We start from the raw sequence: 15,737 nt of genomic DNA on the forward strand, positions 1-15,737 counted from the left end.
CGATCGCAGTGCGGGCCATCACTCCGCCGCCTCCAGCTTGCCGGCAATCCGGCGCGACTGGCGGGCCTGCTCGTCGTAGTCCACCTGCCAGTCGGACGGACCGTTCGACGGCATCACCTGCACCGCCGTCACCTTGTATTCCGGGCAGTTGGTGGCCCAATCGGAGAAGTCGGTGGTGATGACGTTCGCCTGCGTCGACGGGTGGTGGAAGGTGGTGTAGACGACGCCGGGCGCCACGCGATCGGTGATCAGCGAGCGGAGCGTCGTTTCCCCGGCGCGGCTCGCAAGCCTGATCCAGTCGCCATCGCGGATGCCGCGCTGTTCGGCATCGTGCGGATGGATCTCCAGCCGGTCCTCCGCGTGCCAGGCGACATTGTCGGTGCGCCGCGTCTGGGCGCCGACATTGTACTGGCTGAGGATGCGGCCGGTGGTGAGCAGCAGCGGGAAGCGCGGACCGGTGCGCTCGTCGGTCGCGACATATTCGGTGCGGATGAACTTCCCCTTGCCGCGCACGAAACCGTCGACATGCATGATCGGCGAACCTTCGGGATGCGCCTCGTTGCAGGGCCACTGCACCGAGCCCATCTTGTCGAGATAGTCATAGGAGACCAACGCGAAGCTCGGCGTCGTCGCGGCGATCTCGTCCATGATCTCGGACGGGTGGCGATAGTTCCAGTCAAGCCCCATGGCCTGGGCGAGCTTCTGCGTGACCTCCCAGTCGGCATAGCCGTTCTTCGGCGTCATCACCTTGCGCACCCGGTTGATGCGGCGCTCGGCATTGGTGAAGGTGCCGTCCTTTTCCAGGAAGGTCGAGCCCGGCAGGAAGACATGGGCATAGTTCGCGGTTTCGTTGAGGAAGAGGTCGTGCACGACGACGCATTCCATCGCGGCGAGACCGGCGGCCACATGCTTGGTGTCCGGATCCGACTGCAGGATGTCCTCGCCCTGGATGTAGAGGGCCTTGAAGGTGCCGTCGACGGCGGCATCGAGCATGTTGGGGATGCGCAGGCCAGGCTCGCTGGAAATCTCGACGCCCCAGAGCTTCTCGAAGGTCTCGCGGGTCGCGTCATCAGAGATATGGCGGTAGCCCGGCAGCTCGTGCGGGAACGAACCCATGTCGCAGGAGCCCTGAACGTTGTTCTGGCCGCGCAGCGGGTTCACGCCGACACCCGGCCGGCCGATATTGCCGGTGACCATGGCGAGGTTGGCGATCGCCATGACCGTCGTCGATCCCTGGCTGTGCTCGGTGACGCCGAGACCATAGTAGATCGCGCCGTTGCCGCCGGTGGCATAGAGCCGCGCGGCACCGCGCACGAGCTCGGCCGGCACGCCGGTATAGGCTTCGGTCGCCTCCGGGCTGTGATGCGGTTCGGCGACGAAGGCGGCCCAGTCCTCGTATTCCGACCAGTCGCAGCGCTCGCGGATGAATTTCTCGTCGGCAAGCCCTTCGGTGACGATCACATGCGCGATCGCCGTCAGGATCGCGACATTGGTACCGGGCTTCAGCGGCAGGTGATAGGCGGCTTCCACATGCGGCGAGCGCACGATGTCGGTGCGGCGCGGATCGATGACGATCAGCTTCGCGCCTTCGCGCAGCCGCTTCTTCAGCCGCGAACCGAAGACCGGGTGACCGTCGGTCGGGTTGGCGCCGATGATGACGGCAACGTCGGTGAACTCGACACTGTCGAAGTTCTGCGTGCCGGCAGAGGTACCGAAGGCCTGGCCGAGGCCGTAGCCGGTCGGCGAATGGCAGACGCGGGCGCAGGTATCGACATTGTTGTTGCCGAAGCCGGCGCGTACCAGCTTCTGTACCAGATAGGTCTCTTCATTGGTGCAGCGCGACGAGGTGATGCCGCCGACCGAATCACGGCCGTACTGATACTGGATCCGGCGGAATTCGGAGGCCACATGCGCATAAGCCTCCTCCCAGGTGACCTCACGCCAGGGATCGGTGATCTTCTCGCGGATCATCGGATTGAGGATGCGGTCCTTGTGGTTGGAGTAGCCATAGGCGAAGCGGCCCTTGACGCAGGAATGGCCGCGGTTCGCCTGGCCATCCTTCCACGGCACCATGCGCACCAGTTCCTCGCCGCGCATTTCCGCCTTGAACGAACAGCCGACGCCGCAATAGGCGCAGGTGGTGACGACCGAATGTTCCGGTTGGCCGATCTCGATGACCGATTTTTCCGTGAGCGTCGCCGTCGGGCAGGCCTGCACGCAGGCGCCGCAGGAAACGCATTCCGACGACATGAAGTCTTCCGCCATGCCGGCCGATACGCGGCTGTCGAATCCGCGGCCGCCGATCGTCAACGCAAAGGTGCCCTGCACTTCCTCGCAGGCGCGCACGCAACGCGAGCAGACGATGCATTTCGCCGGGTCATAGGTGAAATAGGGATTGGACTCGTCCTTCGGCATCCACTTGGCGTTGATTTCGCCATTGTTGCGCGCAGTGACGTGGTTCTCGCCATCGTAGCCATAGCGCACGTCGCGCAGACCGACGGCGCCGGCCATGTCCTGCAGTTCGCAATCGCCATTGGCCGCACAGGTCAGACAGTCGAGCGGGTGGTCGGAGATATAGAGTTCCATCACCCCGCGGCGAACGTCCTTCAGCCGTGGTGTCTGGGTGGAGACTTCGATGCCGGCCGCCACCGGCGTCGTGCACGAGGCCGGCATGCCGGCGCGTCCCTTGATCTCGACGAGACAGAGCCGGCAGGAGCCGAAGGCATCCATCATGTCGGAGGCGCAGAGCTTTGGCACCTCGATGCCCGCGTCCATCGCCGCGCGCATGATCGAGGTACCCTCGGGCACGGTGACATCGCGCCCGTCGATCGTCAGCGTCACCAGCTTTTCGGACTTGGAAGCGGGAGTGCCGTAGTCGATTTCATGAATGAGAGACATGGTCTTTCTCCTCACTCCGCCGCTTCAACGCGCGGTGCCGGCTGAAAATCATCCGGAAAATGGGTCATGGCGCTCATGACGGGATAGGGCGTAAAGCCGCCAAGCGCGCAGAGCGAACCGAACTTCATGGTGTTGCAGAGATCGGCGAGCAGTTCGCGGTTCTTCTCCGGCTCGATGCCGGCCGCGATCTTGTCGGCGACCTCGACGCCGCGGGTCGAACCGATGCGGCAGGGTGTGCACTTGCCGCAGCTTTCGACGGCGCAGAATTCCATCGCGAAGCGTGCCTGGTGCAGCATGTCGACCGTATCGTCGAAAACAACGATGCCGGCATGGCCGATGAGGCCGTCGCGCGCGGCAAAGGCCTCATAGTCGAACGGCGTATCGAACAGCGCCCGCGGGAAGTAGGCGCCGAGCGGACCGCCGACCTGTACCGCCTTCACCGGCCGGCCGCTCGCCGTGCCGCCGCCGATCTGGTCGACGATATCGCCGAGCGCCAGGCCGAAGGCGGTTTCGAACAGGCCGGCATGTTTGACATTGCCGGCGATCTGGATCGGGATCGTGCCGCGCGACCGGCCCATGCCGAAGTCGCGGTAGAAGGCTGCGCCCTTGTCCATGATGATGGGCACCGAGGCGAGCGAGATCACGTTGTTGATGACGGTCGGACAGTCGAAGAGGCCCTTGTGGGCCGGAAGCGGCGGCTTGGCGCGCACGATGCCGCGCTTGCCTTCGAGGCTGTTCAGCAGCGCCGTTTCCTCGCCGCAGACATAGGCGCCGGCGCCGGTGCGCACCTCCATGTCGAAGGCCCGGCCCGACCCGAGCACCGAGGGCCCGAGCACGCCCGCCCTGCGCGCGATCTCGATCGCCTCTGCCATCACCGCGATCGCATGCGGATATTCGGAGCGGGTATAGATGAAGCCCTTGGTGGCGCCGGTCGCGATGCCGGCGATCGCCATGCCCTCGATCAGCACGAAGGGATCGCCCTCCATGATCATCCGGTCGGCAAAGGTGCCGCTGTCGCCCTCATCGGCATTGCAGACGATGTATTTGCGCTCACCCGCAGCATCGAGCACCGTCTTCCACTTGATGCCGGTCGGGAAGCCGGCGCCGCCGCGGCCGCGAAGGCCGCTCTCGGTCACCTGCGTGACGATATCCTGAGGTGTCAGCGCGATGGCATTGCGCAGGCCGGCGAGCCCGCCATGAGCCTGGTAGTCGTCGAGCGACAGGGGATCGATGATGCCGCAGCGGGCAAAGGTCAGCCGCGTCTGCTGCTTGAGGAAGGGGATCTCCTCGGTCTTGCCGAGACAGAGCGCGTGATCGCCGCCCTCCAGCAGGCCGGCATCGAGGAGCGAGGCAACGTCGCGCGCCTTGACCGGACCATAGGCGATACGGCCCTCGGCCGTCTCCACTTCGACCAGCGGTTCCAGCCAGTGCATGCCGCGCGAACCATTGCGCACGATCACTGCATCGAGACCGCGCGAAGCGATCGCCTCGCTCATCGCCGTCACGACCTTCTCGGCGCCGAGCGCCACGGCGGCCGCATCCCGCGGGATATAGATCTTCACCGTCATCAACGCGCCTCCTGAACGAGCACTTCCAGTTCGGCGGCATCGACCCGGGCATGCACCTCTCCGTCGAGCATGGCGGAGGGTGCGCAGGAACAGAGCCCGAGACAGTAGACCGGTTCCAGCGTCACCGCGCCATCCGGCGTCGTCTGGTGAAAATCGATGCCGAGCAGCCGCTTTGCCCGCTCGGCAAGCTGGTCTCCACCCATCGACTGGCAGGCCTCGGCACGACAGAGCTTCAGCACGTGGCGCCCGGCCGGATGCTCGCGGAAGTCATGGTAGAAGGTCATCACCCCATAGACTTCGGCGCGCGACAGGTTGAGCTCGCGTGCAACCAGCGGCAGACATTCCTGCGGCACATAGCCGAACTCTTCCTGGATCCCGTGCAGGATCGGAAGCAGCGGCCCTTCGAGCCCCTTCAGCTCCTCGACGATGGCGAGCGTGGTTTCCGCGATATCGGCGCGCGGCTGATGGATATTCAACGGGAGCCCTCCCGGCTCGTGGGCTAGGATGACGGTACCCGAAACGAGCAACCGGCCCAGCCGACATTTCACTTGTCTCACAGAGGCCGTTCCCCGGCGGTCTCCGGCCATGATTGAAAAAGCTTCGCGCTTATGTCCCAATGGGTCAATAAGGCTGTTCCGTCGATCGATAGAAAAAATCTATTGAGCCTGGTTTCGCTCGCCGAGAATGCGCGCCTCATGCAGCAGGGCCGACACGAGTGGCGTAAACGGCTCGCGATGCGTCGCAACCAAGCCAACCGTGTGGCGGGCATCCGGATCGACGATCGGAATCATCCGGATATCCTCGTGAAAACCGAATGATTTCGCGACGTTGAACGGCATGATGCTGGCCCAGCGACCGGTGCGCACATGCGAAAAAAGGACGATCATCGAGTTTGATTCGAGCGTCGGACTGGCAACGGCGCCGGCTTCCGAAAAATGCTGGTTGATGATGCGGCGGTTCTGCATGTCGGCCGTCAATAGACAAAGCCGAACGTCGCTAACCTCTTTCCAGGTCACGCTTTCCCGCTCCGAAAGCGGCGTCCCGGCAGCGGTGACGAGGTGGTAGCGCTCGACCTGCAAGGGAACGCTGGTTACCCGGCCGAGCGGTTCGTTCTCCAGATAGGTCAATCCGGCGTCGATCTCGAGATTTTCGAGTTGCGCCAGGATTTGCACCGATGTCGTCGACTGCACGGAGAAGGTGACGTCCGGGTGCTTTTCCTGGAACGGCGCGGTGATCATCGGCACCATGGCAAGCGTGGTCGGCACCGCCGCCAGGCGGATGTGGCCGGAAAGGCCCTTGCGCGCCGCCCGCATCTCCTCCCGCATCGTCCGGGCATCTCCGACGATGCGGCGCGCCCATTCCAGCACCCGCTGTCCCTCGGGCGTCAGTCCCTGGAAACGTGACCCACGACTGACGAGCATGACGCCGAGCTGATCCTCGAGCTGACGAATGGCGGCCGACAATGTCGGCTGCGTCACCCCACACTCCTCCGCCGCGCGGCCGAAGTGCCGTTCGCGCGCGAGGACGAGGAACATTTCCAGCTTATCGATCATGTCTACCCTTTGGGGACTGCCCTGCCCCTCACCCTAACGGGGTGGTTCGCCCCTCACCCTGGCTCTCTCCCCACGTGTGGGGAGAAGGTCTGGGGATGAGCGGCGAATGCTACCGCAAACACAGACTCAAGCGATCAGTTGCCCGCCATTCACCTCCAGCACCTGACCCGTGATGTAACCCGACAGCACATGTGAGGCGAGGAAAAGGTAGGCCGGCGCGCAATCCTCCGCCGTTCCCAGCCGGCCGAGCGGAATGGTCTTGCGGGTCGCCTCCAGCTTTTCCGGCGACGAATAGCGCTGATGAAAGTCGGTGGTGATCGTGCCGGGCGAAACGCAGTTGACCCGGATGCCCTCGGGCGCGAGTTCGCGCGCCAGCGCCTTGGAATAGGTGGCGACGAAGGCCTTGGTGGCCGAATAGATCGAAGAGCCGGCACTGCCGCCTGTGATCGCCGAGATCGACACGGTGTTGACGATCGCCGGATGCGTGCCCTTGCGCAGCAACGGCAGCATCGCCCGCGTCATCTCGACGACCGCGGTCTGGTTGAGCTGCACGACGGTCCGATATTGTTCGTCGGTGAGCTCCGCCGCGGGAAAGCGACCAACCATCGTGCCGGCATTGTTGATGAGGATATCGACGCTTTCGAACCGGCTGCGCACCGCCTCGGCCAAGCTCTCGACGCCATCCGGCGCCAGAAAATCCGCCGTCACCACATGCGCCCGCCCCTCGGTCGCCGCCGATTCGAGAAAGTCGGGCAGCTCGCCGATCGACCGGCCGGCATGGACGAGTACGCGCGCACCGCAGTCCAGGAATTGCCGCGCGACCTCCAGCCCGATGCCGCGCCCGGCGCCGGTGACGACGACGGTCATGCCCTTGAACAAGGCCGGATGAAACATGTCTATCCCCTCTTCGCTCCTCGGGGCAGCGTCGCCCATCGCCGAAACGAATGCAACGCGCTCCCGCATTTTAAACCATGGCGAAACCGGTTTCACGATAAACGCCCATTTATGAAATTGCGCGACTTTCGTTTTTGCATATTATGAAAGAAAACGAAAATGGGGAGGATGGAATGTATCTGACGGGTCGGCAGGCGGAGATCCTGGAACTGGCAAAGAGCGAGGGTCGCGTGCTCGTGGAGGAGCTGGCCCAGCGCTTTTCCGTCACGCCGCAAACCATCCGAAAGGACCTGAACGACCTCTGCGACGCCAAGGTTTTGAACCGTATCCACGGCGGCGCGATCTTCCCGAGCGGCAAGGAAAACGTCAAATACGATGCCCGCCGCCAGATCGCAGCACCGGAGAAACAGGCGATCGGCAAGGCCGCCGCCGAACTCATTCCCGACAATGCCTCGTTGTTCATCAATATCGGCACAACGACCGAAGCCGTGGGCGAGGCCCTTCTCGACCACAAGGAATTGATGGTCATCACCAACAATATAAATGTCGCCAATCGCTTACGCGTCTTCCCCTCGATCGAGGTGGTGATCACCGGCGGCGTCGTACGTGGCTCCGACGGCGGTATCGTCGGCGAGGCCGCCGTCGACTTCATCAAACAATTCAAGGTCGATTTCGCCGTCATCGGCGCCTCGGCAATCGACCATGACGGCGCGCTTCTCGATTTCGATTTCCGCGAAGTGAAGGTCGCACAGGCAATCATCGCCAATGCGCGCCATGTCATCCTCGTTTCCGATTCGACCAAGTTCGAAAGAACCGCGCCGGTGCGCATCGGTCACATCTCGCAGGTGCAGACCTTCATCACCGATCGCTGCACGCTCGAAAATGTCAGGAAAATCTGCGCCGAACAGGACGTTCGGCTGATCGAAACCGACGCCTGAGACTAGCGGTTTAGGCACCGCTAAAGATTCGGGGAGCATTCGTTTGACATTCGATATGTTTTCGTTTTAACTGATTTCACTTTCGCTGACGCATCAATTTGTGCGTCGCGAAAAGTGGAGGGGAAACAGCAGTGTCAGAGCAGGCAATCTACGACGTCTTCGTTATCGGCGGCGGCATCAACGGATGCGGCATCGCGCGCGACGCGGCCGGCCGTGGATATTCGGTCGCCTTGGCCGAAATGAACGATTTCGCTTCCGGCACCTCCTCCGGTTCCACCAAGCTTATTCACGGCGGCCTGCGCTATCTCGAGCACTACGAGTTCCGCCTCGTGCGCGAGGCGCTGATGGAGCGGGAAGTGCTCTGGGCGATGGCGCCGCACGTCATCTGGCCGATGCGTTTCGTGCTGCCCTATCATAAGGGCGGCCTGCGCCCGGCCTGGCTCATCCGCCTCGGCCTCTTCCTTTACGATCACATCGGCGGCCGCAAGCTGCTGCCGCCGACGGCGACGCTGGACATGAACCGCGATCCGGCCGGCAAGCCGCTGAAGCGCCTGTTCAACAAGGCGTTCGAATATTCCGACGGCTGGGTCAACGACGCCCGCCTCGTCGTGCTGAACGCCCGCGACGCCGCCGACCGCGGCGCCGTCATCATGGCCCGCACCCGTGTCGTCTCGGCAAGGCGCGATGGCGCCCTCTGGACGGTCGAGACCGAAAACCAGACCAGCGGCGAACGCAAGGTCCTGCGGGCCCGCATGCTCATCAATGCGGCCGGCCCCTGGGTCGACACGGTGCTTTCCGGCGCGCTCGGCAAGAACGACGTTCACAATGTCCGCCTCGTCCAGGGCAGCCATATCGTCGTGAAGAAGAAGTTCGACGACCCGCGCGCCTATTTCTTCCAGAACCCGGATGGCCGCATCATGTTCGCCATTCCCTATGAAGAAGACTTTACCCTGATCGGTACCACCGATCGCGACTACACCGGCAACCCCGCCGATGTCCGCATCAGCGACGCCGAGGTCGACTATCTCTGCAAGGCCGCAAGCGAGTATTTCCTGGAGCCGGTGACGAAGGACGACATCGTCTGGACCTACTCCGCCGTGCGCCCGCTCTATGACGACGGCGCCAGCAAGGCGCAGGAGGCGACCCGCGACTACGTGCTGCGGGTCGAGGGCGACAAGGGTGCGGCGCCACTGCTCAACGTCTTCGGCGGCAAGCTCACGACCTACCGCCGCCTCGGCGAGGCTGCGCTCGAGAAGATCGGCGAGGCAATCGGCGTCAAGGGATCGAAATGGACGGCCGGATCGAGGCTGCCGGGCGGCGATTTTCCTGCCCAGGGCTATGCCGACGAAGTCGCAAGGCTGCAGAAGCAGTATCCCTTCCTTGCGCCGGCACACGCGCGACGCTTGGTGCGCCTCTACGGCACACGCGCCGCCACGCTCCTCGGCCCTGCTTCGAGCGAGGCCGCACTCGGCCACCATTTCGGCGCGGATCTCTACGAGGCCGAGGTCAGGTGGCTGATGACCAAGGAATGGGCGCGGCACGCCGAGGACGTGCTGTGGCGCCGCACGAAACTGGGATTGAAGCTGACGCCCGGCGAGGCGGCAGCGCTGGAGGAGTATATGCGGGGCGCGGCCAACGCAGCCGCCTGAAGACCGCATTCTAAAGCATTTCCGGACGCAAGGGTGCGCAGCGGTTTTGCGTCCGGAAATGCAAGAAAACGATGAGACAGAGCGTCCGCGCCGGCGTGGAAACGCTCTGGACTGCCGATGGCTGGGTGGAGAATTCGATGCTTGAAATGAAGAAGATATCCAAGGTCGTGGGCGGGGAGACGCATATCTACCCGACCGACCTGGTGCTGGAGAGGGGGTCGCTCAACGTGCTGCTCGGCCCGACCCTTTCCGGCAAGACGTCGCTGATGCGGCTGATGGCCGGTCTCGACAAGCCCGCCTCCGGCTCGCTGATCTTCGACGGCACCGACGTCACCGGCCTGCCGGTGCAGAAGCGCTCGGTCGCCATGGTCTACCAGCAGTTCATCAACTATCCGGCGATGACCGTCTATGAGAACATCGCCTCGCCGATGCGCATCAGCGGCGCCGATGCCGCCACCATCGACCGTGAAGTCCGCAAGGCAGCCGAGCTCCTGAAGCTGACGCCCTATCTAGACCGCACGCCCTTGAACCTCTCGGGCGGCCAGCAGCAGCGCACGGCTCTTGCGCGCGCCATCGTCAAGAATGCCGATCTCGTGCTGCTCGACGAACCGCTCGCCAACCTCGACTACAAGCTGCGCGAGGAACTGCGCGAGGAGCTGCCGAAGATCTTCGCCGCCTCCGGCGCGATCTTCGTCTATGCCACCACCGAGCCATCGGAAGCCTTGCTGCTCGGCGGCAATACCGCAGCCCTCAGCCAGGGTCGCGTCACCCAGTTCGGCAAGACGATCGACGTCTATCGTCGTCCGACCGACCTCATCACCGCCCGCACCTTCGCCGACCCGCCGCTGAACACGATCGAAGTCGTCAAGACCGGTTCACTCTTTGCGCTCGACGGCAAGTCCGTACTGACGGTCCCGGCGCACCTGGCGGCAATTGCCGACGGTCCCTGCACCGTCGCCTTCCAGCCGCACCACATCTCCTTCGACCGGCCGAATGGCGGCGGCGACGCGCTCTCCGTGAAGACCGCGATCTCGGAGATCGCCGGATCGGAGAGCTTCATTCACGTCGGTTTCGCCAATGCGCGCTGGGTCATGCTGGCGCCGGGCATTCACGACATCGAACCGGACGCGACCCTCGAGGTCTTCGTCGACACCCGCCATCTCATGGCCTTCGGGCCCGATGGACGCGCCATCGGCGGCGCGGCCTAAGGGAGGCGTTGGGAGGAAAACATGGCACGCATCGACCTGGAACATATCCGCCACGCCTACGGCGCCAAACCGAAGTCGGAAAACGACTATGCGCTGAAGGAAGTGCATCACGAATGGAACGACGGCGGCGCCTATGCGCTGCTCGGCCCGTCCGGCTGCGGCAAGACCACGCTGCTCAACATCATCTCCGGCCTGATCAACCCGTCCGAAGGGCGCATCCTCTTCGACGGCAAGGACGTGACGCATCTCTCCACCCAGGAACGCAACATCGCCCAGGTGTTCCAGTTCCCGGTGATCTACGACACGATGACCGTCTACGACAATCTGGCCTTTCCGTTGCGGAACCGGCACGTGCCGGAAGCCGAGGTCGACCGCCGCGTCAAGGAGACGATCGAGATGATCGGTCTCGGCGGCTGGGCGAAGAAGACGGCCCGCGGGCTTACCGCCGACCAGAAGCAGAAGATCTCGCTCGGCCGCGGTCTCGTGCGCAACGACGTCAGCGCCATCCTGTTCGACGAACCGCTGACCGTCATCGATCCGGAAATGAAGTGGGTGCTGCGTTCGCAGATCAAGCGGCTGCACAAGCAGTTCGGCTTCACCATGGTCTACGTCACCCACGACCAGACCGAGGCACTGACCTTCGCGGACAAGGTCGTCGTCATGTATGACGGCCAGATCGTCCAGATCGGCACACCGGCCGAGCTCTTCGAGCGCCCCCGCCACACCTTCGTCGGCTACTTCATCGGTTCGCCGGGCATGAACGTGCTGCCGGTCAAGCTCGACGGCAACACCGCCACTGTCGGCGGCGAACACGTGGCCTTGAACTTCCTGCCCAAGGTCAAGGCCGGCGCCAAGACCGAGCTCGGCATCCGCCCGGAATTCGTTTCGATCGGCCGCGAGGGCATGCCGGTCGCGATCACCAAGGTCGAGGATATCGGCCGCCACAAGATCGTCCGCGCCCGCTTCGCCGACCAGCCGATCTCGATCATCGTCGACGAGGACGGCGAGATCCCCGCCGAGCCGCGCGTCCGCTTCGATCCGAAAGCCATCAACATCTACGCCGATTCCTGGCGCGTCGGCGAGGAGGCCTGATCATGGAAAAAACCTGGAACAACAAGGCCTGGTTCATGGTGCTGCCGGTCCTCGTGCTGGTCGCCTTCTCGGCCGTCATCCCGCTGATGACCGTCGTCAACTATTCGGTCCAGGACACCTTCGGCAATAACGCGTTCTTCTGGGCCGGCACCGACTGGTACGTCCAGGTGCTGACGTCAGACCGGTTCTGGGATGCGCTCACCCGCAACCTGATCTTCTCGGCGATCATCCTGGCGATCGAAATCCCGCTCGGCATCATCATTGCCCTCAACATGCCGAAGAAGGGTCTCGGCGTGCCGGTCTGCCTCGTCCTGATGGCGCTGCCGCTCCTGATCCCGTGGAACGTCGTCGGCACCATCTGGCAGGTCTTCGGCCGCGTCGACATCGGCCTGCTCGGCCGCACGCTCGAAGGCATGGGCATCAACTATAACTATGTGCAGAACCCTGTCGCCGCCTGGGTGACGCTGATCGTCATGGACGTCTGGCACTGGACGAGCCTCGTCGTGCTGCTTTGCTATGCCGGCCTCGTCTCGATCCCGGACGCCTACTACCAGGCGGCCAAGATCGATGGCGCCTCGCGCTGGTCAGTGTTCCGCTACATCCAGCTGCCGAAGATGAAGCGCGTGCTTTTGATCGCCTTCCTGCTGCGCTTCATGGACAGTTTCATGATCTATACCGAGCCCTTCGTCGTCACCGGCGGCGGCCCGGGCAACTCCACCACCTTCCTGTCGATCGACCTCGTCAAGACGGCCATCGGCCAGTTCGACCTCGGTCCGGCGGCAGCGCTATCGATCATCTACTTCCTCATCATCCTGCTGCTCTCGTGGATCTTCTACACCGTGATGACCACGAGCGACGCGCAAGGCTGACGTGAGCGGGAGGAGAACCAACATGCAGACACAACCGCTTACCGAACGCCTGTCCTGGCTGGTGCCGACGATCTACATCGTCTTCCTGCTGCTGCCGATCTACTGGCTCGTCAACATGAGCTTCAAGGAGACGAGCGAGATCCTCAGCACCTTCTCGCTCTGGCCAGTGAACCCGACGCTCCGGAACTACCAGGTGATCTTCACCGATCCGTCCTGGTACAACGGCTACATCAACTCGATCATCTACGTCGTCATGAACACGGTGATCTCGGTGACGGCAGCGCTGCCGGCGGCCTACGCCTTCTCGCGTTACCGCTTCCTCGGCGACAAGCACCTGTTCTTCTGGCTGTTGACCAACCGCATGGCGCCGCCGGCGGTCTTCGCGCTGCCCTTCTTCCAGCTCTATTCGGCCTTTGGCCTGATCGACACGCACATCGCCGTGGCGCTCGCCCACTGCCTGTTCAACGTGCCGCTCGCCGTCTGGATCCTGGAAGGTTTCATGTCGGGCGTGCCGAAGGAAATCGACGAAACCGCCTATATCGACGGCTACTCGTTCCCGCGCTTCTTCGTGAAGATCTTCATGCCGCTGATCGCCTCGGGCATCGGTGTCGCCGCCTTCTTCTGCTTCATGTTCTCCTGGGTCGAACTCCTGCTTGCCCGCACGCTGACGACCACCGACGCGAAGCCGATCGCCGCCACCATGACCCGCACGGTTTCCGCCTCGGGCCTCGACTGGGGCGTGCTGGCCGCTGCCGGCGTGCTCACCATCATTCCGGGCGCGCTGGTGATCTATTTCGTTCGCAACTACATCGCCAAGGGCTTTGCCCTCGGGAGGGTATGATGACCGCTCAACCCAATCGCAAGGCCCGTTGGCAACTGCCCTTCGCTGCCGTTCTCGTCGTCTATGCCGCCGTCGCCGGGCTGCTGATCAGCATGTTGCCGATCAAGGACGGCGCGCGCGACTGGTTCGCGCCGCTGGTCGCCGGGGGCTGGATGGCCTGGTCGTTCCCATCGGCCATGTTCTTCCTGACGATCTTCGCACTGCTGTCGATGATGGCAGTCTGGGAATATGCCTCGCCGGGCGGCAATCCGCGCGTCGGCATCCTGCGCTTCGAGACCACGCGGGGCGATCGCCTCTTCGTGTCGTTGCTCGGCAGCGCCTTCATTCACCTCGCGTGGCTCGGCTTCGTCGGCGGACAGAACCTGTGGTGGGCGCTCGCGCTCTCCCTGGTCTATGCCGTCGGCGTCTTCCGCTACGTCTGAGGCGAACCGATTTGACGGGCCGCTGGGTAGCGGCCCGTCAAAACCTAAAGAACCGCACTCGCAAACCTAAGGGAGGGAATTATGCGACGGCATCTTTTGACTACGACGGCGGCAATGCTGCTGGCCTTTACCGGCACGGCATTCGCCGGCATGGACGAGGCGAAGAAGTTCCTCGACAGCGAGATCGGCGACCTGTCCTCGCTCGACCGCGCGGCCCAAGAAGCCGAAATGCAGTGGTTCGTCGATGCGGCCAAGCCCTTCGCCGGCATGGAGATCAAGGTCGTTTCCGAAACGATCACCACCCATGAATACGAATCGAAGGTCCTCGCCAAGGCCTTCTCCGACATCACCGGCATCAAGATCACCCACGACCTGATCGGCGAAGGCGACGTCGTCGAAAAGCTGCAGACGCAGATGCAGTCGGGCGAAAACGTCTACGACGCCTACATCAACGACTCGGACCTGATCGGTACCCACTGGCGCTACCAGCAGGCCCGCAGCCTGACCGACTTCATGGCCAATGAAGGCAAGGACGTCACCAACCCGAACCTCGACATCGACGACTTCATCGGCAAGTCCTTCACGACGGCGCCGGACGGCAAGCTCTACCAGCTTCCCGACCAGCAGTTCGCGAACCTCTACTGGTTCCGCTACGACTGGTTCAACGACGAGAAGAACAAGGCGGACTTCAAGGCAAAGTACGGTTACGAGCTCGGCGTTCCGGTCAACTGGTCCGCTTACGAAGACATCGCCGAGTTCTTCACCGGCCGCGAAATCGACGGCAAGAAGGTCTATGGCCACATGGACTACGGCAAGAAGGACCCGTCGCTCGGCTGGCGCTTCACCGACGCCTGGCTGTCGATGGCCGGCAACGGCGACAAGGGCATCCCGAACGGCAAGCCGGTCGACGAGTGGGGCATCAAGGTCGACGAGAATTCGCGTCCGGTCGGCTCCTGCGTAGCCCGTGGCGGCGACACCAACGGCCCGGCCGCGGTCTACTCGATCCAGAAGTATCTCGACTGGATGAAGGCCTATGCACCGGCGGCTGCGCAGGGCATGACCTTCTCCGAATCCGGTCCGGTTCCGTCGCAGGGCGAAGTCGCCCAGCAGATGTTCACCTACACGGCGTTCACCGCCGACTTCGTCAAGCCGGGTCTGCCTGTGGTCAACGAAGACGGCACGCCGAAGTGGCGTTTCGCTCCGAGCCCGCACGGCGTCTACTGGAAGGACGGCATGAAGCTCGGTTACCAGGACGCCGGTTCCTGGACGCTCTTGAAGTCCACGCCTGACGATCGCGCCAAGGCCGCCTGGCTCTATGCGCAGTTCGTGACCTCGAAGACCGTCGACGTGAAGAAGAGCCATGTCGGCCTCACCTTCATCCGCCAGTCGACGCTCGACCACAAGAGCTTCACCGACCGCGCTCCGAAGCTCGGCGGTCTGATCGAGTTCTACCGTTCGCCGGCCCGCCTGCAGTGGTCGCCGACCGGCACGAACGTTCCTGACTATCCGAAGCTGGCTCAGCTTTGGTGGCAGGCGATCGGCGATGCCTCCTCGGGTGCGAAGACTGCCCAGGAAGCCATGGACTCGCTGTGCGCCGAGCAGGAGAAGGTTCTCTCCCGTCTGGAACGCTCGGGCGTCCAGGGCGACATCGGCCCGAAGCTCGCCGAAGAGCACGATCTCGAATACTGGAACAAGGACGCCGCTTCCAAGGGCAACCTCGCTCCGCAGCTGAAAGTCGAGAACGAGAAGGACAAGCCGCAGACCGTCAACTACGACGATCTGGTCAAGAGCTGGCAGCAGTAAAA

The 15,737-nt window shown here is 63.4% G+C and carries 13 protein-coding genes; 8 read left to right on the forward strand and 5 right to left on the reverse strand.

What is annotated here, in order from left to right:
* Positions 1-18 precede the first annotated feature (18 nt).
* The 5 genes from fdhF to AC1Z3V_RS15740 all read right to left on the reverse strand — a co-directional run bounded on the left by fdhF (position 19) and on the right by AC1Z3V_RS15740 (position 6,913).
* The gene (gene fdhF, locus AC1Z3V_RS15720) at positions 19-2,898 is read right to left on the reverse strand and encodes a formate dehydrogenase subunit alpha (protein ID WP_483500266.1); all 2,880 of its coding nucleotides are present in this window, start codon (positions 2,896-2,898) and stop codon (positions 19-21) included.
* A gap of 11 nt (positions 2,899-2,909) precedes the next feature.
* Positions 2,910-4,466: a formate dehydrogenase beta subunit gene (locus AC1Z3V_RS15725; protein ID WP_483500268.1), complete on the reverse strand. Its 1,557-nt coding sequence runs from the start codon at positions 4,464-4,466 to the stop codon at positions 2,910-2,912.
* Positions 4,466-4,942: a formate dehydrogenase subunit gamma gene (locus tag AC1Z3V_RS15730; RefSeq protein ID WP_483500269.1), complete on the reverse strand. Its 477-nt coding sequence runs from the start codon at positions 4,940-4,942 to the stop codon at positions 4,466-4,468. The genes AC1Z3V_RS15725 and AC1Z3V_RS15730 overlap by 1 nt, the downstream gene beginning before the upstream one ends.
* 180 nt (positions 4,943-5,122) lie before the next feature.
* Complete coding sequence (locus tag AC1Z3V_RS15735; RefSeq protein ID WP_429815084.1) at positions 5,123-6,019, reverse strand: LysR family transcriptional regulator; 897 nt, start codon at positions 6,017-6,019, stop codon at positions 5,123-5,125.
* Between the two features lie 126 nt (positions 6,020-6,145).
* Positions 6,146-6,913, reverse strand: coding sequence for an SDR family NAD(P)-dependent oxidoreductase (locus AC1Z3V_RS15740; protein ID WP_483500271.1), 768 nt, complete (start codon positions 6,911-6,913; stop codon positions 6,146-6,148).
* A gap of 173 nt (positions 6,914-7,086) precedes the next feature.
* On the opposite strand from AC1Z3V_RS15740, the gene AC1Z3V_RS15745 reads away from it, so the two are divergent.
* From AC1Z3V_RS15745 to AC1Z3V_RS15780, 8 genes are all read left to right on the forward strand, one after another.
* A complete protein-coding gene (locus AC1Z3V_RS15745; protein WP_077967971.1) occupies positions 7,087-7,851 on the forward strand; it encodes a DeoR/GlpR family DNA-binding transcription regulator in 765 nt (254 codons plus the stop codon).
* Positions 7,852-7,982: 131 nt separating this feature from the next.
* A complete protein-coding gene (gene glpD / locus AC1Z3V_RS15750; RefSeq protein ID WP_483500273.1) occupies positions 7,983-9,500 on the forward strand; it encodes a glycerol-3-phosphate dehydrogenase in 1,518 nt (505 codons plus the stop codon).
* Positions 9,501-9,637: 137 nt separating this feature from the next.
* Entirely contained in the window at positions 9,638-10,708 is a 1,071-nt protein-coding gene (locus AC1Z3V_RS15755; protein ID WP_483504094.1) for an ABC transporter ATP-binding protein, read from the forward strand.
* A gap of 21 nt (positions 10,709-10,729) precedes the next feature.
* Complete coding sequence (locus AC1Z3V_RS15760) at positions 10,730-11,800, forward strand: ABC transporter ATP-binding protein (RefSeq protein WP_429815075.1); 1,071 nt, start codon at positions 10,730-10,732, stop codon at positions 11,798-11,800.
* 2 nt (positions 11,801-11,802) lie between these two features.
* Complete coding sequence (locus AC1Z3V_RS15765) at positions 11,803-12,669, forward strand: carbohydrate ABC transporter permease (protein ID WP_057255038.1); 867 nt, start codon at positions 11,803-11,805, stop codon at positions 12,667-12,669.
* 22 nt (positions 12,670-12,691) lie between these two features.
* Positions 12,692-13,510, forward strand: a complete 819-nt coding sequence (locus AC1Z3V_RS15770) for a carbohydrate ABC transporter permease (protein WP_065774067.1) — start codon at positions 12,692-12,694, stop codon at positions 13,508-13,510.
* On the forward strand, positions 13,510-13,932 hold the full coding sequence (locus AC1Z3V_RS15775; RefSeq protein WP_429815072.1) for a DUF2160 domain-containing protein: 423 nt from the start codon (positions 13,510-13,512) through the stop codon (positions 13,930-13,932). Before AC1Z3V_RS15770 ends, AC1Z3V_RS15775 begins: the two co-directional genes overlap by 1 nt.
* 81 nt (positions 13,933-14,013) lie before the next feature.
* Entirely contained in the window at positions 14,014-15,735 is a 1,722-nt protein-coding gene (locus tag AC1Z3V_RS15780; RefSeq protein WP_429815070.1) for an ABC transporter substrate-binding protein, read from the forward strand.
* The last annotated feature ends 2 nt before the right edge of the window (positions 15,736-15,737 follow it).

Source organism: Ensifer sp. 38_S197, assembly GCF_056924495.1.

Coding starts and splice junctions, on each gene's coding strand:
- fdhF (WP_483500266.1), bottom strand. CDS start 2,898: ATGTCTCTCATTCATGAAATCGACTACGGCACTCCCGCTTCCAAGTCC.
- AC1Z3V_RS15725 (WP_483500268.1), bottom strand. CDS start 4,466: ATGACGGTGAAGATCTATATCCCGCGGGATGCGGCCGCCGTGGCGCTC.
- AC1Z3V_RS15735 (WP_429815084.1), bottom strand. CDS start 6,019: ATGATCGATAAGCTGGAAATGTTCCTCGTCCTCGCGCGCGAACGGCAC.
- AC1Z3V_RS15740 (WP_483500271.1), bottom strand. CDS start 6,913: ATGTTTCATCCGGCCTTGTTCAAGGGCATGACCGTCGTCGTCACCGGC.
- AC1Z3V_RS15745 (WP_077967971.1), top strand. CDS start 7,087: ATGTATCTGACGGGTCGGCAGGCGGAGATCCTGGAACTGGCAAAGAGC.
- AC1Z3V_RS15755 (WP_483504094.1), top strand. CDS start 9,638: ATGCTTGAAATGAAGAAGATATCCAAGGTCGTGGGCGGGGAGACGCAT.
- AC1Z3V_RS15760 (WP_429815075.1), top strand. CDS start 10,730: ATGGCACGCATCGACCTGGAACATATCCGCCACGCCTACGGCGCCAAA.
- AC1Z3V_RS15765 (WP_057255038.1), top strand. CDS start 11,803: ATGGAAAAAACCTGGAACAACAAGGCCTGGTTCATGGTGCTGCCGGTC.
- AC1Z3V_RS15770 (WP_065774067.1), top strand. CDS start 12,692: ATGCAGACACAACCGCTTACCGAACGCCTGTCCTGGCTGGTGCCGACG.
- AC1Z3V_RS15775 (WP_429815072.1), top strand. CDS start 13,510: ATGACCGCTCAACCCAATCGCAAGGCCCGTTGGCAACTGCCCTTCGCT.
- AC1Z3V_RS15780 (WP_429815070.1), top strand. CDS start 14,014: ATGCGACGGCATCTTTTGACTACGACGGCGGCAATGCTGCTGGCCTTT.